Source organism: Janthinobacterium lividum (assembly GCF_034424625.1).
Lineage (GTDB): Bacteria > Pseudomonadota > Gammaproteobacteria > Burkholderiales > Burkholderiaceae_D > Janthinobacterium > Janthinobacterium lividum.
The window spans coordinates 5,500,739-5,524,983 of record NZ_CP139976.1 but is presented as its reverse complement, the minus strand read 5'-3'; the positions used below and the strand labels follow the sequence as shown (position 1 = coordinate 5,524,983).

Annotated in this window: 21 protein-coding genes and 1 tRNA gene; 12 read left to right on the top strand and 10 right to left on the bottom strand. The window is 64.4% G+C overall.

What is annotated here, in order from left to right:
- Positions 1-77: 77 nt before the first annotated feature.
- The 6 genes from U0004_RS24905 to U0004_RS24880 all read right to left on the bottom strand — a co-directional run bounded on the left by U0004_RS24905 (position 78) and on the right by U0004_RS24880 (position 4,636).
- Complete coding sequence (locus U0004_RS24905) at positions 78-881, bottom strand: hypothetical protein (protein ID WP_070254272.1); 804 nt, start codon at positions 879-881, stop codon at positions 78-80.
- Positions 878-1,525 carry a hypothetical protein gene (locus tag U0004_RS24900; RefSeq protein ID WP_070254271.1) on the bottom strand — a complete coding sequence of 216 codons (648 nt, stop codon included), beginning with the start codon at positions 1,523-1,525 and terminating at the stop codon, positions 878-880. Before U0004_RS24900 ends, U0004_RS24905 begins: the two co-directional genes overlap by 4 nt.
- Positions 1,526-1,529: 4 nt before the next feature.
- Positions 1,530-1,667: a hypothetical protein gene (locus U0004_RS24895; RefSeq protein ID WP_167468696.1), complete on the bottom strand. Its 138-nt coding sequence runs from the start codon at positions 1,665-1,667 to the stop codon at positions 1,530-1,532.
- 83 nt (positions 1,668-1,750) lie between these two features.
- The gene (locus tag U0004_RS24890) at positions 1,751-2,497 is read right to left on the bottom strand and encodes a hypothetical protein (RefSeq protein WP_139144087.1); all 747 of its coding nucleotides are present in this window, start codon (positions 2,495-2,497) and stop codon (positions 1,751-1,753) included.
- Positions 2,498-2,583: 86 nt separating this feature from the next.
- Positions 2,584-3,852: a phosphoribosylamine--glycine ligase gene (gene purD / locus U0004_RS24885; protein ID WP_070254269.1), complete on the bottom strand. Its 1,269-nt coding sequence runs from the start codon at positions 3,850-3,852 to the stop codon at positions 2,584-2,586.
- A 58-nt stretch (positions 3,853-3,910) separates the two neighbouring features.
- Entirely contained in the window at positions 3,911-4,636 is a 726-nt protein-coding gene (locus tag U0004_RS24880; RefSeq protein WP_070254268.1) for a YebC/PmpR family DNA-binding transcriptional regulator, read from the bottom strand.
- 155 nt (positions 4,637-4,791) lie between these two features.
- On the opposite strand from U0004_RS24880, the gene U0004_RS24875 reads away from it, so the two are divergent.
- The 4 genes from U0004_RS24875 (at position 4,792) to U0004_RS24860 (ending at position 9,733) form a co-directional block, all read left to right on the top strand.
- On the top strand, positions 4,792-7,263 hold the full coding sequence (locus U0004_RS24875) for an alkaline phosphatase D family protein (protein ID WP_070254267.1): 2,472 nt from the start codon (positions 4,792-4,794) through the stop codon (positions 7,261-7,263).
- Between the two features lie 118 nt (positions 7,264-7,381).
- Entirely contained in the window at positions 7,382-8,302 is a 921-nt protein-coding gene (locus U0004_RS24870; RefSeq protein WP_070254266.1) for a DMT family transporter, read from the top strand.
- A 29-nt stretch (positions 8,303-8,331) separates the two neighbouring features.
- Positions 8,332-8,721 carry a methylglyoxal synthase gene (locus U0004_RS24865; RefSeq protein ID WP_034786684.1) on the top strand — a complete coding sequence of 130 codons (390 nt, stop codon included), beginning with the start codon at positions 8,332-8,334 and terminating at the stop codon, positions 8,719-8,721.
- 22 nt (positions 8,722-8,743) lie between these two features.
- Positions 8,744-9,733: a quinone oxidoreductase family protein gene (locus U0004_RS24860; protein ID WP_070254265.1), complete on the top strand. Its 990-nt coding sequence runs from the start codon at positions 8,744-8,746 to the stop codon at positions 9,731-9,733.
- 295 nt (positions 9,734-10,028) lie between these two features.
- On the opposite strand, the gene U0004_RS24855 is transcribed toward U0004_RS24860, so the two are convergent.
- Positions 10,029-10,658: a DUF4136 domain-containing protein gene (locus U0004_RS24855; RefSeq protein ID WP_070254264.1), complete on the bottom strand. Its 630-nt coding sequence runs from the start codon at positions 10,656-10,658 to the stop codon at positions 10,029-10,031.
- Positions 10,659-10,855: 197 nt separating this feature from the next.
- On the opposite strand from U0004_RS24855, the gene pepN reads away from it, so the two are divergent.
- The 4 genes from pepN to U0004_RS24835 all read left to right on the top strand — a co-directional run bounded on the left by pepN (position 10,856) and on the right by U0004_RS24835 (position 15,372).
- A complete protein-coding gene (gene pepN / locus U0004_RS24850; RefSeq protein WP_070254263.1) occupies positions 10,856-13,510 on the top strand; it encodes an aminopeptidase N in 2,655 nt (884 codons plus the stop codon).
- Between the two features lie 32 nt (positions 13,511-13,542).
- Positions 13,543-14,544 (top strand): class 1 fructose-bisphosphatase, encoded by a 1,002-nt coding sequence (locus tag U0004_RS24845; RefSeq protein ID WP_034747152.1) that lies wholly within the window; start codon positions 13,543-13,545, stop codon positions 14,542-14,544.
- A gap of 116 nt (positions 14,545-14,660) precedes the next feature.
- A tRNA-Thr gene (locus U0004_RS24840) sits at positions 14,661-14,736 on the top strand.
- Between the two features lie 195 nt (positions 14,737-14,931).
- On the top strand, positions 14,932-15,372 hold the full coding sequence (locus U0004_RS24835; RefSeq protein WP_034786491.1) for a hypothetical protein: 441 nt from the start codon (positions 14,932-14,934) through the stop codon (positions 15,370-15,372).
- 7 nt (positions 15,373-15,379) lie between these two features.
- Here U0004_RS24835 and U0004_RS24830 read toward each other — a convergent pair whose 3' ends face one another.
- Both U0004_RS24830 and U0004_RS24825 read right to left on the bottom strand, forming a co-directional pair.
- A complete protein-coding gene (locus tag U0004_RS24830; RefSeq protein ID WP_070254262.1) occupies positions 15,380-16,474 on the bottom strand; it encodes a porin in 1,095 nt (364 codons plus the stop codon).
- Positions 16,475-16,478: 4 nt separating this feature from the next.
- Positions 16,479-18,353, bottom strand: a complete 1,875-nt coding sequence (locus U0004_RS24825) for an amidohydrolase (RefSeq protein WP_070254261.1) — start codon at positions 18,351-18,353, stop codon at positions 16,479-16,481.
- 251 nt (positions 18,354-18,604) lie between these two features.
- On the opposite strand from U0004_RS24825, the gene U0004_RS24820 reads away from it, so the two are divergent.
- Both U0004_RS24820 and U0004_RS24815 read left to right on the top strand, forming a co-directional pair.
- Positions 18,605-19,303: a YoaK family protein gene (locus U0004_RS24820; protein ID WP_070254260.1), complete on the top strand. Its 699-nt coding sequence runs from the start codon at positions 18,605-18,607 to the stop codon at positions 19,301-19,303.
- A gap of 8 nt (positions 19,304-19,311) precedes the next feature.
- Positions 19,312-22,386 carry a sensor histidine kinase gene (locus U0004_RS24815; protein WP_115057576.1) on the top strand — a complete coding sequence of 1,025 codons (3,075 nt, stop codon included), beginning with the start codon at positions 19,312-19,314 and terminating at the stop codon, positions 22,384-22,386.
- Here U0004_RS24815 and U0004_RS24810 read toward each other — a convergent pair.
- Positions 22,360-22,992 carry a response regulator transcription factor gene (locus U0004_RS24810; RefSeq protein ID WP_034786496.1) on the bottom strand — a complete coding sequence of 211 codons (633 nt, stop codon included), beginning with the start codon at positions 22,990-22,992 and terminating at the stop codon, positions 22,360-22,362. The genes U0004_RS24815 and U0004_RS24810 overlap by 27 nt on opposite strands.
- Before the next feature lie 209 nt (positions 22,993-23,201).
- Between U0004_RS24810 and U0004_RS24805 the strand changes: the two genes are divergently transcribed.
- Together U0004_RS24805 and U0004_RS24800 are read left to right on the top strand one after the other, a co-directional pair.
- Positions 23,202-23,888 (top strand): hydrolase, encoded by a 687-nt coding sequence (locus tag U0004_RS24805; protein WP_035828118.1) that lies wholly within the window; start codon positions 23,202-23,204, stop codon positions 23,886-23,888.
- 73 nt (positions 23,889-23,961) lie between these two features.
- Positions 23,962-24,243: a XapX domain-containing protein gene (locus U0004_RS24800; RefSeq protein WP_034786497.1), complete on the top strand. Its 282-nt coding sequence runs from the start codon at positions 23,962-23,964 to the stop codon at positions 24,241-24,243.
- Positions 24,244-24,245 lie beyond the last annotated feature (2 nt).

The following is a 24,245-nucleotide window of genomic DNA, read 5'->3' as shown; positions in this document are numbered from 1 at the left end:
AAAAAAGTAAGGACGGATTGTACCCTGTTACGGATTTTTGTGATAGCAAAACCGGCGCTGCTGTTGCCGACCCTGCTTTACCGAGGCGGCTTGTCCTGCACCACATGGACATCGTATTGCACGCTCTCATGGCCCGGCTGGCGGGCGGCATCGAGTGCTTGCGCGGCACGCTGCTGCCGGTCGTCGCGTTCCACCGTGTCGGCCGGCTGCGCCAGCGGTGCCGCAGGCGTTGGCTGCTCGCGCTTGAACCACAACGGCCCCACAATCGCCACGAGCATCAGCATTAGCAGCATCAGCACTATCATCAGGACGTTGAACGGGCGCGCGGCGCGCCGGCCATACTGAACCGGCGGTTTGCCGGCAGCATCGACGATCACGCGCGCCAGTGGCGAGCCGTGCGTGCGCGTGCGCGCTTGCAGCTCCTGGTATTGCAGCGGCGATAGCGTGCCCTGTTTCAGCATATGCCGCAAGGCCGCGACGGGCGTGGCGGCCAGGTGACCGGCTGGCAGGCTGTCGTGGGCGGCGTCGCGCTGCCACGGGTTGATCAGGTTCTGCTGGTACAGCGCGTCGACCGCCTGCCGGTTCACCTGCTGCAGCGCGGCGCTGGCCAGGTGCCGGCGTGGTTCATCGGCGGGCAGCTTGCGCAGCATCTTGAAAAAACGGTCCTCGGGCACGAGCTCGGCGCTCAGCAGCCAGGCCAGCGTCCCGATCTGGTCGGCATTCATCGCCAGCTCCGGCACATCAATGTCTTCGGCGGCATTGTGCGCGCGCTGCAGGTCGATGATCTCCAGTTCGGCCAGCGTATCGTCGTATTCGTCGCTGGTGATCAGGCCGAGGCGCAGCAGTTCTGCCAGCGGCAGCAGGCGTGGATCGGTGCTCATGGCTGCAGGCTTCCGGTAAGCACGCCGTACACGACGGACATGACCAGGATCAGCCCCAGCACGATCAGCGCGCCTTTCCAGGCCGGTGGGCGCTTGTACGGGATGCGGTCGTGACCATGGCGCAGCCTGGACGCTTCCATGATGTCGCGCGCCAGTTCGCTGCCATGTTCACGCACGTGCACTTCCAGCGCTTCGAACTGCGCCGTCGGCAGGATGTTGTTTACCACCAGCCAGCGCATGGCGATCCAGGGCGTATAAAACATGCGGTCGGCTGGCGCCGCCGCGTGTGCCGCATCGCGCTGGAACTGGTTCAGCAAATCGAGCTCGTACAAGGCGTTGACCTCGCGGCGGTTGTAGTGCCGCACTCCCTCTGCTGCCAGTGCCTGTTGCCGGGGTGGCAGTTTGGCCACGCGCTTGTCGAAGTCATTCTTGGGCAGCAGATCGGTCAGCAGCAGCCAGCCCAGGGTGCTGGCCAGATCGGCGTCCTGCGCCAGTTCCGGCATGTCGACGGGATCCTCGGGCGGGTGCAGGCGCTCATGGGCGGCGACATCGCGTTCCGAGTTGGCCTCGTCCAGTTCCTGCGCGGTGATCAGGCCAAGCTGGTGCAGCTGGTCCAGCGATGCGTGGGGCGGTTCGATCTGCATGGACTTACTCTTTTACTTTGGCCAGGCGCGGTTCGCCGGCAAATTGCGGCGTCACCGACCAGCCATTGCCGGCCGCGTCGCGCTGGCGGCGCGTGAGCAGCTTCAGCACATGCAGCGCCTCGACGGAAGTATGCGTGGGCACAGGTGGATTGCTTGTCATCGGGAGTGGGTTTGTGAAGAATCAAGATGGTAAATTTTACAATGTAATCTCGTTTCTCCAGCGCACTATTGAAGTTGCGCCTGCTCCAGTTCTGTCCTGAACCGCGGTGTTACCGACCAGTTCTTGCCATCCTCGCTGCGCTGGAAAGTAAAGTCGCCTTGTTGCAGTACCGACACTGCCAGCACCTTTGTTGCGGCAGCGGGCGCAAGGTCGTTGCGGGCCAGCAGCAGGCGGCAGGAAACTACGCCGGGCAATACTTCCTTGCATGGTCCCAGCGCTTCAATATCGCCGATTTCACGGTAGTGCTGCGGCGACACCACCGCGTTGAGATTGACATGGTAGAGCGGCTTGCCGCGCAGTGCATCCATGCCGGCCAGCATCGCATTCTTCAGCACATCGCGCCCGATGGGCTGGCCCTGCTGCGCAAAGCCGCCATGCCAGGCGATGTCGGCAAAGCGCGCTTGCACGATGCCCGGATGCGCATGGTCATACTCCAGCCGGCTTTTGCGGCGGCCTTCCACGCGCGAAATGGTCCAGGCGTATTGCATCGGCTTGCTGTCCTGGATGACGGTAGCCAGGCAGCCACGGGTTTTTTGCGACCAGGCATAGCCGGCCTGCTTGATAGCGTGCAGGCTGAATTTGCCATCCGTGACCGCGGCCACGGTTTGTCTGGTATCACAGCGTGGTACGGCATAGCTGCTGAACCAGTACCAGGCCAGGCCGGCAACGAGCAGCAAGGCAAGCGTCAGCCATGCCAGGGGGCTCACCGGGGCATCGCGGTGTGGTGCGGCAAGGCCGGGTGGAATGGTCATGGCGAGGAATGTGGGGCGATCAAAATGAAAACGGGCCGGGGCGGATGCATTCCGCGCCGGCCCGCCGTGTGATCGTTATGGGGCGATCAATGCTTCAGACCGCGCCAGCCGATGTCGCGGCGGTACTGGGCGCCGTCGAAATGGATCTTTTCCACGGTTTCATACGCCTGCTTCTGCGCCATCTTGATGCTGTCGCCCAGGCCCACCACGCACAGCACGCGGCCGCCGTTGGTGACCAGGCGTTCGCCTTCGATGCGGGTGCCCGCATGGAAGGTGACGGAATCGACGGTTTCGGCCGGGATGTCGCCGATGGACGTGCCTTTGACAGGATCGTCCGGGTAGCCGGCGGCAGCCATGACGACGCCGACGGCCGTGCGGCGGTCCCATTCCAGTTCCACGGCGTCGAGCGTGCCGTTGACGGCGTGCTCCATGACGGTGACCAGGTCGGTTTTCAGGCGCGCCATGATCGGCTGCGTTTCCGGGTCGCCCATGCGGCAGTTGAATTCCAGCGTCTTCGGCGTGCCCTTGTCGTCGATCATCAGGCCCGCGTACAGGAAGCCCGTGAACGTGATGCCATCCTTGGCCATGCCCTGGATGGTCGGCACGATGATTTCGCGCATGACGCGCGCATGCATGGCCGGCGTGACGATAGGCGCCGGCGAATACGCGCCCATGCCGCCCGTGTTCGGGCCCTGGTCGTGGTCCTTCAGGCGCTTATGGTCCTGGCTGGTGGCCAGCGGCAGGATGTTCTTGCCGTCGCACATGACGATGAAGCTCGCTTCTTCGCCGGCGAGGAATTCCTCGATGACGATGCGCGCGCCGGCGTCGCCGAACTGGTTATCGGCCAGCATCATGTCGACCGCCTGGTGTGCTTCTTCCAGGGTCATGGCGACGACGACGCCCTTGCCGGCGGCCAGGCCGTCGGCCTTGATGACGATGGGTGCGCCCATGGCGTCGATGTAGGCGTGCGCGGGAGCGACGTCGGAAAACGTCTGGTAGGCGGCTGTCGGGATGCCGTGGCGCTGCATGAAGGCCTTGGCGAAGTCCTTCGACGATTCCAGCTGCGCCGCTTCTTTCGTCGGGCCGAAGATTTTCAGGCCGCGCGAGCGGAACAGGTTGACGATGCCCGCCGCCAGCGGCACTTCCGGACCGACGACCGTGAGGCCGATGTGTTCCTGTTGAACGAAATCGGCCAGCAATTGCGGGTCGCTGATGTCGAGATTGACCAGGCGCGCATCGCGCGCGGTGCCGCCATTGCCCGGCGCAACATACACCATCTGTATGCGTTCGGACTGGGCCAGTTTCCAGGCCAGGGCGTGTTCGCGGCCGCCAGAGCCGACTACCAGAATTTTCATAGGTACCGTTCGTTCAATGTGGGTTGCAGGGCGGCGGTGCCGCCCTTGATGTTGTTGCTTAGTTCTCGATCAGGGCGTTCGTAAACACTTCCTGGACATCGTCCAGCAGTTCCAGCGCATCGATCAGCTTTTGCATCTTGATGGCGTCGTCGCCCGCGTAGACGGTTTCCGTCGCCGGCTTCATGATGACTTCGGCCACTTCGGCCTTGAAGCCGGCCGCTTCCAGCGCTTCCTTGACGGTGGCGAAATCGTGCACGGGAGTGACCACTTCGAAGCCGCCCTCTTCATCGGCGATGACGTCGTCGGCGCCCGCTTCCAGTGCCGCTTCCATCAGTTTGTCTTCGTCGGTGCCCGGCGCGAACAGCAACTGGCCGCAGTGCTGGAACATGAAGGCAACCGAGCCTTCATTGCCCATGTTGCCGCCATTCTTGTTGAAGGCGTTGCGCACCTCTGCCACCGTGCGCACCTTGTTGTCGGTCATGCATTCGACGATGACGGCTGCGCCGCCCACGCCGTAGCCTTCGTAGCGCACTTCCTCGTAGTTGGCGCCGTCGACGCCGCCGCTGCCGCGGTTGATCGCGCGCTGGACGTTGTCTTTTGGCATGTTCGCATCGGCCGCCTTGTCGACCGCCAGGCGCAGGCGCGGATTGGTGATGGCGTCGGTGCCGCCCATGCGGGCCGCGACCGTGATTTCCTTGATCAGGCGCGTCCAGATTTTGCCGCGCTTGGCATCGGTGGCAGCCTTTTTATGCTTGATGTTGGCCCATTTGCTATGTCCTGCCATGTCGAATCTTCCTTAGACGGGTGTTCAATTGTGGCCGACATTTTAGCATATCGGCCCCCTGCGAAGCGGCATGGCCCCGTCATCAGGATGACACAATCTGTTGCTAAAGTGACGCGCTTTCACCATATCGAGGGCGCGACATCATGGCAAGTCAAATGGATAGGCGGCAATTTCTGAAATTGGGCGGCTTTATCACGGTCTCCGTGGCGACCGCCGGCCTCGCCGCCTGCGGCAGCACCGATTACAGCGATCCTGGCGTGCCGCTGGCCTCGGGCAGCGACTGGAAATTCCCGCAAAGCGTGGCCTCGGGCGACCCGCGCGCCGACAGCGCCATGCTGTGGACGCGCGTCGTGCCCGCCAGTTTCGATGCCGTCGCGCCCGCCGTGGCCGGCAAGGATGAGGTTGCCGTACGCCTGATCGTCAGCGCCAGCGACAATACGGCCGCCCTGGGCGGCAATACGGCCCTGGCCGGCACGCCCATCGTCGATGCCAAGCTGCCGCTGAAAGCCGATTTCGACAATACCCTGCGCCACAAGGTGACGGGCTTGCAGCCGGGCCAGGTGTATTTTTACCAGTTCATCGCCGGCGACGTGCGCTCGAACGTGGGCCGCTTCAAGACGGCGCCCGCCGCCACGGCCGACGTGCCGCAGCTGCAGTTCGCCTACCTGACGTGCCAGGACTGGAGCATCAACCACTGGGGCGCGCTGTCGCACATCGCCGCCAATGAAAACCTGGATTTCATCGTCCACCTGGGCGACTACATCTATGAAACGGTGGGCGAGGCCTTCCAGAGCGGCGCCGTGGAAAGCCGCCACGACCAGCTGAAACTGCCGGACGGCACGTATAAAAGCGGCACGTCCGGCGCGAAATATGCCACCACGGTGGCCGATTACCGCTACCTGTACAAGAAATACCGCACCGATGCGCGCCTGCAAGCCGTGCACGAGCGCTTTGCCTTCATCGCCATCTGGGATGATCACGAATTCACGGACGACGCCTGGCAGGACGCGTCCACCTACGAGGGCATCGTGGCCGCCGACGGCAGCGATTTGCACCAGCCGGCCCGCCGCCGCAGCGCCAACCAGGCGTGGTTCGAATACATGCCGGCCGACGTCACGTTCGATGCCGCCGCGACAACGTTCCAGAATATCCAGATCTACCGCGATTTCCAGTTCGGCAAACTGATGCAGCTGGTGATGACGGACGAGCGCCTGTACCGCGCCGACCATGCGATCGCGGAATCGACCATCAACCCCGCCACGGGCAAGCCGCTGGGCAGCATCGGCAGCCGCTATCTGGTGCCGCAAGCGTTGTTCGACAGCGTGGAAGGGCAGAAGATGGCCGCCGCCACCAAGGCCGGCGCCGACCCGCTGGCTGCCGTCGGCATGCTGGGCACGACCCAGCGCGACTGGTGGAAAAGCAAGATGAAGGCAGCGACCTCTACCTGGAAGCTGTGGGGCAATGAAGTGTCATTGCTGCGCATGGGCTTGAATGGCACGGATGCGATCGCCACCTTGCTGGCCCTGAGCGCCATGGTGAACGTGGGCAAGGCCATCGCCAGCACCCTGCCACTGGTGGGCGGCAGCGTGCCGCTGGCCTCAGGCATCGTGGCCGCTTCGACGGCAGGCGCATCGGCGACCGTGGCGCAAGCGGCGGCCATAGCGATTGCCGGCGCGGCAACCAATGCAGGCGCGCAGGGCGCCGCCGCCGTGGGCGCCGGCTTGAGCGCGGCCCAGGCCGGCATCACGGTGGCCGCCTACAACAGCGGCTCGCCGGCCGCCGCCGCGCAAGTGATCGCCTTCGGCTGGATCAAGCCCGACGTGCAGGCCAAGGGCGCCGCGTCAAGCTTTGTCGCCGCTTCCGGCCAGCAGGCGGCGCTGGCGCCATTCTTCACGCGCTTCCTGCTCAATTGCGACCAGTGGGATGGCTACAACAGCGAGCGCAAGAATTTGATGGCGCACCTGAAAAACAATGCCATCGGCAACGTGGTGGCGATTACGGGCGATATCCACTCGTTTTTTGCGGGCACGGTCAGCGACGATTTCGACGCCGCCGGCGGCGGCACGCCCGTCATGGTGGACCTGGTGTCGGCCGGCGTCAGCTCCGATTCCTTCTTCAGTTACCTGAAGTCGGCCGCCGGCAGCATGGGCGATATCGGCACCCTCGTCAGCTATCCGCTGGCCATTCCCGTCACGGGCCTGGGCACGGTGAATCTCGACATCAACCTGCTCGACTACACCATGGGCAAGGCGGCGCCCACCATCGACAGCCTGCTGGAGCAATTGCGCGTGCAGCTGCGCGGCGCCCTGGCCGCCAAGGGCGTGTCGGAGGCGCAGCTCGATGCCACGGTAGCTGCCGTGCAGGCCGGCTTGAAAGCGAGCACTGACTTCAGCGCAACCCTGCTGGGCCTGGCGCAGCAATTGTCCGGCCTGGGCAACAACCCGTGGATCAAGCATCTGAATACGGATGCGCAGGGCTACACGGTGGTTACTTTGACGCCGGGCAAGCTGGTGGCGCAGTTCAAGCAGGTGCATAAACTGATCGGCACGGCGGCACCAGGCAACGTGATTGCGCGGGTGACGACGGCGACGGTGACGGCGGGCGCGGCGGCGGTGGTGGTGTCTTAAAATTATTTATTAAACGTCAAGCCCAAAGCAAGGGCTGGGTTCAGACCCTCAGGGTCCGACCCCGGTTTTTGCCGTCGGGCTTATCAGCCGCCTGTCGCTTTTGCCTTACAATCTGGAGATGAGCTCCAGTTCCCCGCAAGTATCTCCTCCCTCGCTTCCCCGTTCCGTCTACCTCGGTGGCCTGGCCATCGCCGTGGGCGGCGCGGTGCTGTTTTCCACCAAGGCTATCGTCGCCAAGCTGCTGTACCGTTACCAGATCGACGCCGTCACCCTGATCGCCTTCAGGATGATTTTTTCGCTGCCCGTATTCGCCGTCATCGCCTGGTGGAAGATGCGCACGGAGCCGCCGCTGTCGACCAGCGACCGGCTGCGCCTCGTCGGGCTGGGCCTCGTTGGCTACTACCTGTCCAGCTATCTGGATTTTCTGGGCCTGCAATACATTTCCGTGGGCCTGGAGCGCTTGATCCTGTTCCTTACGCCCACCTTCGTACTGCTGATTACCACCGTGTACTTCAAGCAGCGCATCAGCCGCCTGCAGTGGCTGGCACTGTTCACGTCCTATTGCGGCATCGTGCTGGTGTTCGTGCACGACTTGCAGGGCGGCGCCAGCAATGTGGCGCTGGGGTCGACTCTCGTGCTGGGTTCGGCTTGCGCGTATGCCGTGTATCTGCTGGGCTCGGGTGAACTGGTCAAGCGCATCGGCTCGATGCGCCTGGTTAGCTATGCGATGTGCGTGGCCAGCTTTGCCTGCATCTTTCAATTCTTCATCCTGCGTCCCGTCGAGCTGCTGATCCAGCCCATGCCCGTGTATGGCTTGTCTTTGCTGAACGGCATCTTTTGCACGGTGATGCCCGTCTTCATGACGATGATCGCCGTCGAGCGCATCGGCGCGCCCGTCGCCTCGCAAGCGGGCATGATCGGTCCCGTGTCGACCCTGTTCCTGGGCGCCATGATTCTCGATGAACCGATCACCAATTGGCAACTGGCTGGCACCAGCCTGGTCTTGGCCGGTATCTACTTGCTGTCGAAAAAGAAATAATTCCTCCACCCACTGAAATGGTCCTCACCATGAAAACACGTATCGCCCTGATTGCCCACGACAAGAAAAAAGATGACATGATTACCCTGGCGGGCGAATACCTGGACTTTTTGAAGGGTTGCGAACTGTCGGCCACGGGCACCACGGGCGGCCGCCTGATCAACGAACTGGGCCTGGCGGTCGAACGCAAGCATTCCGGTCCGTTCGGCGGCGACTTGCAGATCGGCTCGCTGCTGGTGGAAGGCTTGATCGATTGCGTGATTTTCCTGCGCGACCCGATGACGCCGCAGCCGCACGAGCCGGACATCAACGCCCTGGTGCGCGCCTGCGACGTGCACAACGTGGCGTGCGCGACGAATCTGTCTTCGGCGCACCTGGTGCTGTCGCAGTTGCAGGCGCGGGCCAGCGCGGCCGCCTGATTCCCCAGACAAGGAGATGAGCATGAGTGCAACGATTACCACCAAGGCCATCCGCGTGCAGCGCGTGGGCGGCCCGGATGTGATGGAATACGTGGACGTGGAACTGCCGCCGCCCGGCCCCGGCGAGGCGCGCGTGAAACACGAGGCCATCGGCCTCAATTTCATCGACGTGTATTTCCGCACTGGCCTGTACCCGCAGCCGCTGCCCAATGGCCTCGGTGTCGAGGGGGCGGGCATCGTCGAGGCAGTGGGTGAGGGCGTCACGGAAGTGAAAATCGGCGACCGGGTGGCGTATGCGGCGCGCATCAATGGCGCGTATGCGCAGCAGCGCAACTTGCCGGCGGCGCTGCTGCTGGTGTTGCCCGAGCGCATCGCTTTCGATACGGCCGCCGCCATGATGCTGCAAGGCTTGACGGTGCAATACCTGTTCCACCGCACGGTGGCCCTGAAGGCGGGCGATACCGTCCTGTTCCACGCGGCCGCGGGCGGCGTGGGCCTGATCGCCTGCCAGTGGGCGAAAGTGCTGGGTGTGAACCTGATCGGCACGGCCGGTTCCGATGAAAAGGCGGCGCTGGCCAAGGCGCATGGCGCCGCCCACGTCATCAACTACAACACGGAAAACTTCGTCGAGCGCGTGCGCGAGATCACGGGCGGCAAGGGCGTCTCCGTGGTGTACGATTCCATCGGCAAGGATACGTTTACGGGTTCGCTCGACTGCCTGGCGCCGCTGGGCATGATGGTCAGCTTCGGCAACGCGTCCGGTCCCGTGCCGGCCTTCACCCTCAGTGAACTGGCGTCGCGCGGCTCGCTGTTCCTCACGCGCCCGGCCCTGTTCAGCTATGCCTCGAACCGTGCGAACCTGGAAGAAATGGCCACCTCGCTGTTCGGCGTCGTCAGCAGCGGCGAAGTGCAGATCGAGATCAACCAGCGCTACAGCCTGGCCCATATCGCCCAGGCGCACACGGACCTGGAAGGGCGCAAGACGACCGGTTCCACCATCATCGTGCCATGAGCGGCAGCGATGACGGCACGCCGAAGTTCGGCCGCCTGCTGATCGTGCTGTTATTGGCCGTGGCCCTGATCGGCGCGCTGACGTTTGCGGCCGAAGCGTATTATTCGTAGACATAAAAAAACCGGCTTGCGCATCGCTGCACCAGCCGGTTTTTTTAAAGTACTCCAGACTTCTCGCGCCTGACAAAACCGTAGCGAGCGGCAGTGATTTGTGGCCGAGAAGCGCAACCGTACTTTAGTACGGTGAGCATCGCCGGCCGCAAAGCGCGACGCGCAGTAGGTTTTGGCTGGCGCTCTCAGTCTATCTTGACTTCCACCTTGCGGGGAACGCCGCTTTGTCCGGGGAAGTCGGCAAAGGCGCTGGCGACCATGGCCGGCATCACCTGCGACGTGGCGCGCTTGTTGCTGGTCGATTGCACGGTCACGTCATACAGTTTCTTGCCGGTGCGGTCATTGATCGTCACGCGCAATTCGCGTTCGTATTTGTGGCGCACGCTTTCTTCCATGTCCATCGGACCATACCAGTAGGGGTTATAGCCAAAGCGGCCATAGCCTGGCCACGCGCCGTAGCGGTAGCCGTAGCGGCCAGGCCAGTAGCCAGGGCCATACCAGAATGGATCAGACGCCTGCAGCACGCGCTCAGGATAGTCGACGGTGGAAAACTGCATCGCCACGCGCAAATTGGCTGCCGCCGGGCCGGAAGCTTCGCCGAAGCCGTGCTTGGCCAGTTCCGCGCGCACCAGGTTCTGGTAGCTGCGGTATTCCAGCGTGTCGTTTTCCGCCGCTGGCGCTTCAAACGCATACGATTTGTCCTGCAATTGCGCAGGCCACTCGTGGAAGACGGTGACGTCGCTGCGTATGGTGGTGGCGCATCCGGTCAGCAACACGGTCAATGCGGCCATCATGATGGTGAGATAACGTTTCATTGCATGACCTCCTGATAGTAGACACAATTCATCGCTTAGTATTATAAGAATAGTTCTATTTGTTTCTATTCATTATTACAGAATGTTACCGAGCATGTCGGCGTGTAAGGGAATCCAACATTCCTGGCCTGAATCGCGACTATCGGGGGCTGGTGTTGGTAAAATAGGCTTTTGCCTCCGCTCCCACCCAAATCCCTATGCGCACAGACAGCCCTCAGACGATTTACCGCAAAGATTACACGCCGCCCAGCTTCCTGGTCGACAGCGTCGAACTTGGTTTCGATCTCGATCCCGCCCGCACAGTGGTGGCGAGCCGGATCCGCATGCGCCACAACCCGGCCAGCACCAGCCGCAGCATCGAATTGCACGGCGAACATATTGAACTGGTGCAAGTCCGCCTGAACGGCAAGCTGCTCAAGCCGTCGCAGTACAAGCTGACGGCCAGCATGCTGACCATTCCCAAGGCACCGGACGATGTTACGCTCGATATCGAAACCGTGCTGGCGCCGCAGGACAATACCTCGCTGTCCGGCCTGTACGTGTCGAACCATAATTTCTTCACGCAATGCGAAGCGGAAGGCTTCCGCCGCATCACCTTCTTCCCGGACCGCCCGGACGTGATGGCCAAGTACACAGTCATGCTGCGCGCCGACAAGGAGCAATATCCGGTACTGCTATCGAACGGCAACCTGATCGAAGAGGGCGACCTCGGTGACGGCCGCCATTACGCCAAGTGGGAAGACCCGTTCAAGAAGCCGTCCTACCTGTTCGCCCTGGTGGCGGCGCGCCTGGTGTGCCAGGAAGAGTGCTACACCTTGAAGTCGGGCCGCGAAGTGCTGCTGCAAGTGTGGGTGGAAGACGGCAACCTCGATAAAACCGACTACGCCATGCAGTCGCTGAAAAACTCGATCCGCTGGGACGAGGAGCGCTTCGGCCTGGAACTGGACCTGGACCGCTTCATGATCGTCGCCGTGGGCGACTTCAACATGGGTGCCATGGAAAACAAGGGGCTGAACATCTTCAACACCAAGTATGTGCTGGCCAATGCGCGCGTGGCGACGGACGTCGATTACGCGGGCATCGAAGCGGTGGTGGGCCATGAATACTTTCATAACTGGACCGGCAACCGCGTGACGTGCCGCGACTGGTTCCAGCTGTCGCTGAAGGAAGGCTTGACGGTGTTCCGCGACCAGGAATTCTCGGCCGACATGATCGGCACGGATACGGGCCGCGCCGTCACGCGCATCGACCAGGTGCGCACCCTGCGCCAGGCGCAGTTCCCTGAAGACGCGGGCCCGATGGCCCATCCCGTGCGTCCCGACTCCTTCGTCGAGATCAATAACTTTTATACGGTCACGATCTACGAAAAGGGCGCCGAAGTGGTGCGCATGTACCAGACCCTCGTGGGCCGCGACGGCTTCCGCAAGGGCATGGACCTGTATTTCGAGCGCCACGATGGCCAGGCCGTCCAGTGCGACGACTTCCTCGCCGCCATGGCCGACGCGAATGGCCGCGACTTCAGCCAGTTCGAGCGCTGGTACAGCCAGGCCGGCACGCCCATCGTCACCGCTTCCACGCGCTACGATGCCGCCAGCCAGACGTTCGAGCTGACCCTGGCGCAAAGCTGCCCCGCCACGCCGGGCCAGCCGAAGAAACTGCCGTTCCACATTCCCGTCACCGTCGGCCTGCTGGCTGCCGATGGCGGCGACCTGCCGCTGTACGTGGATGGCGTGGCATCGAACGGCGCTACCAGCGTCGTGCTGGAATTGACGCAGGCGTCGCAGACTTTCCGCTTCACGAATGTGACGCAAGCCCCCGTGCCGTCGCTGCTGCGCGACTTTTCCGCGCCCGTGGTGCTCGAATACGGCTATACCGACGCCGAACTGCTGCACCTGTTCCGCCACGACAGCGATTCCGTGAACCGCTGGGAAGCGGGCCAGCGCCTGGCCATGGAGCGCCTGCTGAAACTGACCGGCGCCGTCGCCGCAGGCGAAGCGCTGGCGCTGGACGACACCTTCATCGAAGCGCAGCGCGCCTTGCTGGCCGATGAAACGCTCGATCCTGCCTTCCGCGAGCTGGCCCTGATCCTGCCGTCGGAAACCATCATCGCCGAGCGCCTGGCGCAAGTCGACCCGCAGGCGATCCATGCGGCGCGCCAGTTCATGCGCCGCACCATCGCTGCCGCGCTGAAACCTGAGCTGCTGGCGCAATACCACGCCAACCAGACGCCGGGCGAGTACAGCCCGGACGCCCTGTCGGCCGGCAAGCGCGCGCTGAAGAACCTGGCCCTGTCGTATCTGCTGATTGCGCCCGCAGCGGCGGAGCTGGACCTGGCGCGGCTGCAGTTCGACAATGCCGGCAACATGACGGACCGCGCCGCGGCACTGGCGGCGCTGATTCATTCCGGCTCGCAGCCGCATGCGCAGGCGGCCCTGGCCAGCTTCTATGGCGATTTCGAGAACGAGGCGCTGGTGGTCGACAAGTGGTTCGCCATGCAGGCGGCCGCGCCATCGACCGATGTGCAAGCCGTGCGTCAACTGATGACGCATCCGGCCTTCACCCTGAAAAACCCGAACCGCGCGCGCAGCCTGATCTTCAATTTCACCAACGCCAATCCGTCGCAATTCCATGCGGCTGACGGCAGCGGCTATGCCTTTTGGGCCGAACAAGTCATCGCGCTCGATGCCCTGAACCCGCAAGTGGCGGCCCGCCTGGCGCGCTCCATGGACCGCTGGCGCCGTTACGTGCCCGCGCTGCAAAGCCACATGCGCGAGGCGCTGGAAAAAGTCGCCGGCCAGGCCAGCCTGTCGAATGACGTGATGGAAGTCGTCAGCAAGGCATTGGCCAATTAACACCGCAATAATCATCAAAACAGAGGGATTTCATGAAACGCATCAGTCTTACGCAATACCTGGTTGAAGAGCAGCGCTCGAACAACAGCATTCCGGCCGAACTGCGCCTGCTGATCGAAGTCGTCGCGCGCGCCTGCAAAACCATCAGCCACGCTGTCGGCAAGGGCGCCCTCGGTGAAGTGCTGGGCACGGCCGACACGGAAAACGTGCAGGGCGAAGTACAAAAGAAACTCGACATCATCTCCAACGAGATCCTGCTCGAAGCGAATGAATGGGGCGGCCACCTGGCGGCCATGGCGTCGGAAGAGATGGAATCGATCCACCCGATCCCGAACCGCTATCCGAAGGGCGAATACATGCTGCTGTTCGACCCACTGGATGGTTCCTCGAACATCGATGTCAACGTGTCGATCGGCACCATCTTCTCGGTACTGAAAGCGCCGGACGGCATGGGTCAGCCGACCGAGCAGGACTTCATGCAGGCGGGCAGCAAGCAGGTGGCGGCCGGCTATGCCGTGTACGGCCCGCAAACCATGCTGGTACTGACCTTCGGCAATGGCGTGAACTGCTTCACCCTGGACCGCGAGATGGGTTCGTGGGTCCTCACGCAAAGCAATATGCAGATTCCGCCGACGACGAAGGAGTTCGCCATCAATATGTCGAACGCGCGCCACTGGCATCCGCCGGTGAAACGCTATGTCGATGAACTGCTGGCCGGCGACACGGGCCCGCGCGGCACCAACTTCAACATGCGCTGGATCGCCTCGATGGTGGCCGACGTGCACCGCATCCTGAACCGCGGCGGCATCTTCATGTACCCTGCCGACCTGCGCGACACCTCGATGCCGGGCAAGCTGCGCCTGATGTACGAAGCGAATCCGATGGCCTTCATCGTCGAGCAAGCCGGCGGCGCAGCCACCGACGGCCAGCAGCGCATCATGGACATCGCCCCGCACAAGCTGCACCAGCGCGTGCCCGTCTTCCTCGGTTCGAAAGACGAAGTGGCCCGCGTGACCGCCTACCACGCGGAGTAAAAAGCCGCACTTTTCCACGATTTTTAGCGGCCCGCAGCCGGGCCGCTAAAAAAATGCAAAAAAGTTCGCGTTGACACTAGCAAATTTTGTGCATTGTTTGTAGAATGTGGGTCTTCGCCGTTGTAGCTCAGTTGGTAGAGCAGCACATTCGTAATGTGAAGGTCGCCAGTTCGATTCCGGCCAACGGCACCAAGTTTCATCAGAAAACCCGCTTGCTTGCAAAAGTCAGCGGGTTTTTTGTCGTCCTCGATTTCAGCGCCATGGCTGACGGGACCAATCTGTATTGGAAGCCGACCGCGAGCTCGAACCCAGGCGCGTTGCTCCGCTGGCATATACGTCTGCAGGCTACAATATTGCATTGGCTTTCACATCAGCGGAACTCTACCCATGCCCGAAAAACTGTCCCAGTACCTGGCCTCGCTCGACGCCTACGATGGCGATGCGCCACCCGTGATTGATCTCGATCTCTACTTTGCAGGCAATACCGACGAAGAGTCGATCGCGCCGAACCAGTGGGGCTATGGCCGCCCGCCGATTGCGCAGTTGTATGAAAGGTTCCGCGAGATCGCCGCCAGGCCGGACGTGGAAAAGGTGCTGGTCGGCTTGCACCAGGATTGGTGCGACTATGGCGAGGCGGACGTGGACGCGAAACGTTTTCCGCCTGCGGAAAACGTGCATATCTTCACGTCCGCACGCCAGGACGAGGTGGAGCGCTGGATCGCCGGCATGGAAGCCGACGGCGTCATCCCCGGCTGGCCTTACGGCAAGCCCGACAACGCTCCTGACCCGTCACAGGGCTATACCGTACTGTCGGTCTGCTGGGACTGAGCGCCGCTCAGAAGTTGTGCCTGATCCCCAGCGCCACGCCCGACATGGTGGCGCCCGCCCTGCCTGTTTCGTGTCCCAGGCTGTTGATGGCAAAGTCGGCGATGCCGTGGCGGCTGTTGGCCAGGCGCGTGTAGTAGGCATACAGGCTGCTGCGTTTCGACAGCTGGTAGTCGTAGCCGGCGGTGGCGTGGGTGGCGCCCGTATCCGCTCCCGCACGCACGGTGCCGATGCTTTCCAGCGCGCTGCCGCTGGCGCTTTGGGCATGCGCCAGGCCGAAGCGCAGGCCGTGGCGGCCGAACTGGCGCGTGGCGGAAAAGTAGGCCGTGCGGCGGCGCAGCTGGCCCGTGGGCGTCGCATAGCGCAGGCTTTCCAGCACCAGCGCCAGCTGCGTGGCGCTGTCGACGCGCCAGGCCAGGGCCAGCTTGCTGCCACGGTCGGAGAGTCCGCGTCCCTGATAGTCGTGGTGTGCCTCATGCGCCAGGGTGGCGTACAGGGTGCGACCGTCGTAGATCAATGCGGCCGAGGTCAGTGCCGGATGCGCGCCGCTGGCCAGCCGTTCTTCCGCCATGCCGCGCGCCACGCGCAGCGACCAGCCTTGCCACTGCGGCGTCCAGTAATGCACGCTGTTCTGCTGGCGCCGGTCGAAGGAATACGTGTTGCTGGTATTGCTTTCGGTGGCGCCCGCGCCGTTGCCCATCAGGCTCATGTAGCCGGCCGTGGTGGGGTAGAACGGGTCGAGCGCGGATGTGGCGCTGTTGTAGGGCAGGGTCCAGTTGCCGGCAAAGAGCGTACCCCACGGCCCGGCAATACCGACGCGCGTGTCGCGCGCGGCGATTGATCCTGCGCCAGTATCGGGCGACAAGGTGCCCTCGACCTGGAACAGCGCCTGCCAGCCGCCGCCCAGGTCTTCGCTGCCGCGAAAACCGAGTACCGAGCGGTTGTTGGATACGCGCTGCACGCTGTCGCCGCTGGCGGACGAGTGCAGCGCTTCGAGCGCCACGTTCAGGCGGCCGTACAGCTGCACATTGTTCTGTGCCGCGGCGGGCAGGGTAGCCGCCAGCGCGAGCGCGCCGGCAGCCAGCAGGGGCAATCGCGTCAGCATGGCCTCAGAACGCAAAGCAGCTGCACCCCAGCGCGCCCCAGAAGCCGGAATGGCTGGAGACGGGCACGGAACTCTTGCGCGCCACGTCATGGGCGTGGGCGTGGACGCCGCAGGCGCCCTGGCACTGGTGCTGTTGCATCACGCTGGTCGTTTGCGGCGGCGCGGCGCGGTAATGGCCGGCCACGTTTTTCACGGGCGACCAGTCCGGCAATACGGGGATAGGAGGCGGCGCCAGATTGGAAAATTCCGCCTGGCCGTAGACGATCTTGCCGCCGACGATGGTGAGCACCGATTCGATGGACTTGATCGCCTCTTCAGCTATGCTGAAAAAATCCGCGCTCAGCACGGCCAGGTCGGCCAGCATGCCCTCCTGGATGCGCCCCTTCTTGCCTTGCTCGCTGGAGAACCAGGCGCTGCCCGCCGTCCATAGTTCCAGCGCCGTGTCGCGCGACAAACGGCTGCCCGCGTCGTACAGGCGCAAGCCGCCGACGGTGCGGCCCGACACCAGCCAGTACAGCGCCGTCCACGGGTTGTAGCTGGCGACCCTGGTGGCGTCGGTGCCGCCGCCTACCGGCACGCCCGAGGCCAGCATGCGCGCGATCGGCGGCGTGGCCTTGGCTGCTTCGGCACCGTAGCGGTCGACAAAGTACTCGCCCTGGAAAGCCATGCGGTGCTGGATGGCGATGCCGCCTCCCAGCGCCTTGACCCGGTCGATGTTTTTCGGCGTGATGGTTTCGCAGTGGTCGAACATCCAGTGCAGGCCGTCGAACGGAATGTCGCGGTTGACCTTTTCAAATACCGTCAGCATGCGGTCGATCGATTCGTCATAGGTGGCGTGCAGGCGGAAGGGCCAGCGTTTGGACACCAGGTGGCGCACAACCTTTTCCAGTTCGTCATCCATGCCGGGCGCCAGGTCCGGGCGCGGTTCGAGGAAATCCTCGAAGTCGGCGGCGGAAAATACCAGCATTTCGCCGGCGCCGTTATGGCGGTAGTAGTCGTCGCCCTGGCCCGGCGTGACCATCTCCGTCCATTTTTCAAAATCCTCCAGTTCGCGGCCCTTGTTTTGCGTGAACAGGTTGTAGGCGATGCGTATCGTCAGCTGCTCTTTTTGCGCCAGTTCCTCGACCACCGCGTAGTCTTCCGGATAATTCTGGAAGCCGCCGCCCGCGTCGATGGCGCTGGTCAGGCCGAGGCGATTGAGTTCGCGCATGAACTGGCGCGTGGAATTGACTTGCAATTCTCGCGGCAGGGTCGGACCCTTGGCCAGGGTCGCATATAAGATCATGGCGTTTGGCCGGGCGATCAGCATGCCCGTGGGGTTGCCGGCAGCGTCGCGCACGATTTCGCCGCCGGGCGGGTTCGGCGTGTTCTTGTCGTAGCCGACCACGCGCAGGGCGGCGCGGTTCAGCAGGGCGCGGTCGTACAGGTGCAGGATGAAGACCGGGGTGTCGGGCGCGGCCGCGTTGATTTCATCGAGGGTAGGCATGCGCTTTTCCGCGAACTGGAATTCGTTCCAGCCGCCCACCACGCGCACCCATTGGGGATTCGGCGTGCGCAAGGCTTGCTCCTTGAGCATGCGCAGGGCGTCGGCCAGCGAAGGCACACCTTCCCAGCGCAATTCCAGGTTGTAGTTCAAGCCGCCGCGGATCAGGTGCAGGTGCGAGTCGTTCAGACCGGGAATCACCGTGCGGCCACCCAGGTCGATCACGCGGCTGTCGGGCGCGCGGTGGCGCATGACGTCTTCAAGATCGCCCACGGCGAGGAATTTGCCGTCGGCGATGGCCACGGCGCTCGCTTGCGGGCAGCTTTTATCGACGGTATGGAAGCAGCCATTGAGCAGGATCAAGGGTGCGGCGGCGGGGAGGGTGTGTTCTGGCATGGTGCAGCTCCATGGTTGCGGTGCAGGGGGGGGAGGGGGCCGGCGTGCGCGGCGCGAAAGTCACGTCGGCCAGTGTAGCGGACGTCCCGCGCTTGAACACGGGCCAAAAGATCAGGTGGCGCGTCGCGCACTGGCCGAATGGCGGGGGCGGCGGCCGGCCGCATGGCTTACCATGCAGGCAGTGGCGCCGGGGCGCTTCCCTGGCGCGTTTTTCGTTTTTTAGTGCATTGCACGGTATCGGGAGTCATTCGATGGATCAGCCACCACATAGCCGTTTATACGGCACCAGCCTGGGCTTTTTGGCCGGGTATGTCGATACCCTGGGCTTTATCGCCCTCTTCGGCCTGTTTACGGCCCATGTCACGGGCAACTTCGTGCTGATCGGCGCCGCCCTGGCCGAACCGACGCGCATCCCCATCCTGCTGAAAATCCTCGCTTTTCCCGCCTTTATCGCGGGCATCGTCGTCACGCGCCTGATGGTGCTGGCCATCGAGCGCCGCGGCGGTCCGGCGCTGACGCTGGCCTTCCTGCTGCAATGGATCTTGCTGGCCGGTTTCATGGTGTTTGGCGTGCTGGCTGAGCCGGTCGGCAAGGATGCCAGTTCCATGGCCATGGCGGCAGGCTTGCTGGGCACGGCCGCCATGGGCGTGCACAGCGCCACCAGCCGTCTGCTGCTGGCACACCTGGCGCCAACCTCCATGATGACGGGGAACGTGACGCAGATCGTGCTCGACACCGTCGACGTGCTGCGCGGCGCGGCCGACGAGGGCACGCGCGCGCGCTGCGGCAAGTTCTTCTGGCCGCTGCTGGCCTTTGCGCTGGGCGCCATCGCTGCCGGCTTTGGCTACCTGGTCTTCGGTTTCGCGGCGCTGGCCGTGCCGCTGGTGCTGCTGGGCGGCCTGATCGTCGTGGCGCAGCGTAGCGGTCGGACCGCCGTGCCCGTGCCCTGACAGCCGCCATGCGCGCCTTCCTGCTGTGGCTGATGTTCATGCTGGCCAGTCCTTGCGGGCTGGCCATCGATGCCGCACGCGGCATCCATCAGCTGCAGCACACGCGCTGGATGGCCAGCGATGGCGCGCCCGACGATATCATCGTCATGGCTCAGGGCAATGACGGTTTCCTGTGGCTGGGCACGCATGCGGGCGTGCGCCGTTTCGACGGCCTGCGCTTCGAGCCCGTGCGCGCGCGCCAGGGCAGCTTTCCCGACACGGTGGCACTGGCGCTCAAGCGCGCCGCCGACGGCGGCATGTGGATAGGCTGGCAAGTGGGCGGCATCAGCCACGTCAAGGATGGCGTGGTGCGCAATTACGCCGAAGCGCAGGGCGTGCCAGCGGGCGCCATCTGGGGCTTTGCCATCGGCGGCGACGGCGCCGTGTGGGCGGCCGGCGTGTCCGGCATCTCGCGCTTCGACGGCCGGCGCTGGCAGGCGATGGGACCGGCGCAGGGCTACACGGCGCAAAAGGCGTCCGCCGTGTTTGCCGACCGCGATGGCCGCATCGCCGTGTTCAGTGAAAACGGCCTGTTCATGTGGCAGGCGACGCAGTCGCGCTTCGCGCCGCCCATCGGCCGGCTTGACCTGCGCGCGCCGCCGCAGCAGGGACCCGACGGCCGCATTTATTTGCTGGAGATGCGCGGCATCCGCATCATCGAGTCGCTGGAACGCTACGAGCAGCTCGATCATCGGTGGATCTACCGCGATACCAGCGGCACCAGCGGCAGCATGCTGGTCGATCGCGCGGGCACCCTGTGGTTCGACAGCCAGTACGGCTTGCACCGCACGCGCAGCAGCGGCGCGCTGGCACCGGGACAGCTGGGCATCAGCAGCGACACGGAATCGTTCCTGCCGCGCGATGGCTTGAGCAATGTTCTCGTCGGCTCCATGTGCGACGACAATGAAGGCAATGTCTGGGTTGCCACGTACGGAGGCCTGGACCGTTTCCGCCAGGCCGCGCCAGTGGTCCTGCGCACGCGTGCCGCGCCCGGCGTGGCCGAAGTGTTCCGTACCCAGGAAATGCTGGCCGGAGCGGCAGGCGCGATGTGGCTGTCGCGCGATGACGTCCTGGGGCCGCTGCTGCTGGCGCGGGCCGACGGCACGGTGCTGCGCGCGCCGCGCCTGGGGCCCATCAGCGCCATCCTGGAAGCGCCGGGCGGCCTGTGGGTGGCGGCCCTCGCCGGCCTGCAGCAGCTGGCCGGCGAGGATGGGCGCGTACTGCGCACGATCGCCTATCCATCCGGCGCTGCCGCGGTCAAGCGCATGCGCGCCGGGGTGCTCGCGCCCGATGGCAGCATCTGGGGCGTGTTCAGCGGCGCCGGCGTTTTCCAGTATCGCGACGGGGCCTGGCGGCGCGAACCGCTGCTGCCCGATGGCGGCGCGAAAGTGCCGCTGGCGCTGCTGGCCGACGCGGCCGGGCGCCTGTGGCTATCGTATGCCGATGGCAGCGTCTCCATGCTGGAACGGGGGCGGCTGCACACCTTCGGTCCCGCGCAGGGCCTGGACCTGGGCAAGATTCCCATGCTGATCGAATACCGCGGGCAGGTGTGGGCGGGCGGGCAGCGTGGCGTGGCGCTGTGGCGCGGCGGCCGCTTCGTCACCCTGCGCAGCGAGCCGGCCAGCGCCACCGAGGGCGTGGTGGGCCTGCTGCGCGTGCGCGACGGCAGCCTGTGGCTCAATCACGGCAGCGGCGCCGCGCACATTCCCGCCGCGGAAGTGGACCTGGCGCTGCGCGACGCCGCCCATGCCATGCGCGCCACCTCGTACGACGCCGTCGATGGCTTGAACGGCAGCATCGGCATGCTGCACAACCGCTCGGTTGCCGAAGCGGACGATGGCAAGATCTGGTTTTCGCGCCAGAGCGCGACGTTCTGGATCGATCCGCGCCAGACGCTTGCTCCCTTGCCGGCGCCACGCGTGGAAATCGGCGCGCTGCTAGCCGACGGCCGGCGCATCGATCCGCCCGCAAGCGCCGGCCTGCAGCTGGCGGCAGGCACGCGCGACGTGCAATTCCATTACAACGCCGCCAGTCTGGGCACGCCGGAGCGTTTGCAGTTCCGCTACCGGCTCGACGGCTACGATACACAGTGGCAGCAGGCGGGCGTCCGGCGCCTGGCGCAGTACACGGGCCTGGGGCCGGGCAGCTACCGCTTCGAAGTAATCGCGGCGAATGGCGACGGCGTGGCCAGCACGGTGGCGCAACTGCCGTTCCGCGTGCTGCCCGCCTTCTACCAGACATGGTGGTTCCGCAGCCTGTGCGCGGCGGCGCTGCTGGCGGCCGCATACGGCGTTTGCCGCTGGCGGCTGCGCCAGCACGCCGCGCGCCTGCAGGCGCGGATGGAGGCGCAGCAGGCCGAGCGCGAACGCATCGCGCGCGAGCTGCACGATACCCTGCTGCAGGGCACGCAGGCGATGATCCTGCACTTTCACAATGCCAGCATGGCCATCGCCGAGGATGATCCCGCGCGCGCCGCCATGCTGCGCGCGCTTGACGATGCCGACCGCATGCTGGGCGAGGGACGCGATCATGTGCACGACCTGCGCGCGGGCGACGATGCGGGCGCGCGCTGGAGCGCCATCCTGCGGCGCGAAGGCGAGCGTCTGGCGGCGCAGCACGGCATCGTGTTCCGCTATGCGGAGGAAGGCGAGGCGCGCATGCTGCATGCGCGTGCGGCGCATGAAATCTACCGCATCGCCAGCGAAGCGCTGCGCAATGCCTTCCAGCATGCGCGCGCGCAGGTGGTCGAGGTGGCGGTGCGCTATGCGTGCGGAGGCATCGAACTGCTCGTGCGCGACGATGGCCAGGGCTTGCCACCGGTGGTCGCGGCGAACGGGCAGATTCCCGGACACTGGGGCATGCCCGGCATGCGCGAGCGCGCGGTGAAACTTGGCGCGCGCCTGACTGTGGGCGGGCGCGATGGGGGCGGCACGCAGTGGCGCCTGCGGGTGCCGGCGCACCGCGCCTGGCCGTTGGCGCACGGCCCGCTGCGCCGCTGGTGGCAGCGCTGGCGCCGTTCAGGCGTCGAGGATGCCGCGCCGTAGCGCGATGGTGACGGCGTGCGTGCGGTCCCGGGCGCCCAGCTTGGCCAGGATGGTGCTCATGTGCGCCTTGACGGTTTCTTCCTTGATTTGCAGCAGGGCGCCCGTCTCGCGGTTGGAATTGCCTTGCGCAACCTGCTTGAGCACGTCCAGTTCGCGGTTCGACAGCACGTCGCTGCAGGCATACAGCGCCAGTTCCGCCTCGATCTCGGGCGTGATGTGGCGCCGCCCCGCGTGCACGTTCTGTATCGCCGCCAGCAATTCGTGGCGCAGCGCGCTTTTCAGCACATAGCCGCATGCGCCCGCGCGGATGGCGCGCAGCACCTGCGTGTCGCCCTTGTAGGTGGTCAGCACAATGATGCGCGCCTGCGGATGGCGTGCGCGGATGGCGCCGATGGCGTCAAGGCCGTTCATGCGCGGCATCTGCAAATCCATCAGCGTGACATCGGGCTGCAGCGCGTCAAACTGCTGCACCGCCTGCTGGCCATCGGTGGCTTGGCCCACCAGCGCCACGCCGGGAAAGGCGCGTAGCAGGGCCGCGATGCCGTCGAGCAGTAACTGGTGGTCGTCGGCAATGAGGACGCGTATCGGCGCCGTATCGCTGCGCATGATGTTGCCTGGCAAAGAGGAGTTATCGATCAAGAGTCGTCGGAGCATGGTGAGCAAAAGGTATTTTACCGCAGCGCCCGCCCTCCTGCAGGGGGCATTTCCCGGAGGCAGCCTGCATGCCAGCCTATATTTAGATAGTGGTGCGGGCACGCCGCCAGGCATACGATGCACGGCAGTACCCACTCAACCCTTTCTTCATGGATGACATCATGACCAATCCGAAACTGGAAGTCCTCACCCCCGATAATTGCCAGATCATCTTCATCGACCAGCAGCCGCAGATGGCGTTCGGCGTGCAGTCGATGGACCGGCAAGCGCTGAAAAACAATACCGTGGGCCTGGCCAAGGCCGCCAAGGTATTCAACATCCCCACCATCATCACCACCGTCGAAACGGAAAGCTTCTCCGGCCATACCTATCCGGAACTGCTGGACGTCTTCCCCGGCAAGGATATCCTCGAGCGCAGCTCGATGAACTCGTGGGATGACCAGAAGGTGCGCGATGCGCTGGCCGCCAACGGCAAGAAGAAAGTCGTCGTTTCGGGCCTGTGGACGGAAGTGTGCAACAACAGCTTCGCCCTGTGCGCGATGCTCGAAGGCGACTACGAAATCTACATGGTGGCCGACGCTTCCGGCGGCACTTCGAAGGAAGCGCACGATTACGCCATGCAGCGCATGATCCAGGCCGGCGTGGTGCCCGTGACGTGGCAGCAGGTGCTGCTGGAATGGCAGCGCGACTGGGCGCACAAGGCAACCTATGACGCCGTCATGGCCATCGTGCGCGAACATTCGGGCGCCTACGGCATGGGCGTCGACTACGCCTACACGATGGTGCACAAGGCGCCGCAGCGCATCCATGGCGAACACGCCACCCTGGCGCCGGTGCCGGCCAAGTAAACGCCATGCGGCAGTGCCATGCGCCGCGCGCCTGACCGCGCGCGGCGTTTTTTTTCATCGAAAGGAATGCGCCATGAAGTTATATGTGATTTCGCTGGCGGTGGGTTTGCTGGTCGGCATCATCTACGCCGTCTTGCAGGTGCGCTCGCCGGCGCCGCCCGCCATTGCCCTGATCGGCCTGCTGGGCATGCTGATCGGCGAACAGATCGTCCCCGGCGTCAAGCGCCTGATGGCGGGAGAAGCCATCACCGTGTCGTGGCTGCGCAGCGAATGCGTGCCGAAGATCAGCGGCGTGGAAGCCAAGCCGACATTGGCCAAGGCTGAGCCGCAGCAGAAGGACGACAGTGCCGCCTGATA

What these genes read in the sequence shown, in the direction of transcription:
- U0004_RS24905 (WP_070254272.1), bottom strand. Translation starts at nt 881, where the DNA reads ATGAGCACCGATCCACGCCTGCTGCCGCTGGCAGAACTGCTGCGCCTC.
- U0004_RS24900 (WP_070254271.1), bottom strand. Translation starts at nt 1,525, where the DNA reads ATGCAGATCGAACCGCCCCACGCATCGCTGGACCAGCTGCACCAGCTT.
- U0004_RS24890 (WP_139144087.1), bottom strand. Translation starts at nt 2,497, where the DNA reads ATGACCATTCCACCCGGCCTTGCCGCACCACACCGCGATGCCCCGGTG.
- purD (WP_070254269.1), bottom strand. Translation starts at nt 3,852, where the DNA reads ATGAAAATTCTGGTAGTCGGCTCTGGCGGCCGCGAACACGCCCTGGCC.
- U0004_RS24880 (WP_070254268.1), bottom strand. Translation starts at nt 4,636, where the DNA reads ATGGCAGGACATAGCAAATGGGCCAACATCAAGCATAAAAAGGCTGCC.
- U0004_RS24875 (WP_070254267.1), top strand. Translation starts at nt 4,792, where the DNA reads ATGGATAGGCGGCAATTTCTGAAATTGGGCGGCTTTATCACGGTCTCC.
- U0004_RS24870 (WP_070254266.1), top strand. Translation starts at nt 7,382, where the DNA reads ATGAGCTCCAGTTCCCCGCAAGTATCTCCTCCCTCGCTTCCCCGTTCC.
- U0004_RS24865 (WP_034786684.1), top strand. Translation starts at nt 8,332, where the DNA reads ATGAAAACACGTATCGCCCTGATTGCCCACGACAAGAAAAAAGATGAC.
- U0004_RS24860 (WP_070254265.1), top strand. Translation starts at nt 8,744, where the DNA reads ATGAGTGCAACGATTACCACCAAGGCCATCCGCGTGCAGCGCGTGGGC.
- U0004_RS24855 (WP_070254264.1), bottom strand. Translation starts at nt 10,658, where the DNA reads ATGAAACGTTATCTCACCATCATGATGGCCGCATTGACCGTGTTGCTG.
- pepN (WP_070254263.1), top strand. Translation starts at nt 10,856, where the DNA reads ATGCGCACAGACAGCCCTCAGACGATTTACCGCAAAGATTACACGCCG.
- U0004_RS24845 (WP_034747152.1), top strand. Translation starts at nt 13,543, where the DNA reads ATGAAACGCATCAGTCTTACGCAATACCTGGTTGAAGAGCAGCGCTCG.
- U0004_RS24835 (WP_034786491.1), top strand. Translation starts at nt 14,932, where the DNA reads ATGCCCGAAAAACTGTCCCAGTACCTGGCCTCGCTCGACGCCTACGAT.
- U0004_RS24830 (WP_070254262.1), bottom strand. Translation starts at nt 16,474, where the DNA reads ATGCTGACGCGATTGCCCCTGCTGGCTGCCGGCGCGCTCGCGCTGGCG.
- U0004_RS24825 (WP_070254261.1), bottom strand. Translation starts at nt 18,353, where the DNA reads ATGCCAGAACACACCCTCCCCGCCGCCGCACCCTTGATCCTGCTCAAT.
- U0004_RS24820 (WP_070254260.1), top strand. Translation starts at nt 18,605, where the DNA reads ATGGATCAGCCACCACATAGCCGTTTATACGGCACCAGCCTGGGCTTT.
- U0004_RS24815 (WP_115057576.1), top strand. Translation starts at nt 19,312, where the DNA reads ATGCGCGCCTTCCTGCTGTGGCTGATGTTCATGCTGGCCAGTCCTTGC.
- U0004_RS24810 (WP_034786496.1), bottom strand. Translation starts at nt 22,992, where the DNA reads ATGCGCAGCGATACGGCGCCGATACGCGTCCTCATTGCCGACGACCAC.
- U0004_RS24805 (WP_035828118.1), top strand. Translation starts at nt 23,202, where the DNA reads ATGACCAATCCGAAACTGGAAGTCCTCACCCCCGATAATTGCCAGATC.
- U0004_RS24800 (WP_034786497.1), top strand. Translation starts at nt 23,962, where the DNA reads ATGAAGTTATATGTGATTTCGCTGGCGGTGGGTTTGCTGGTCGGCATC.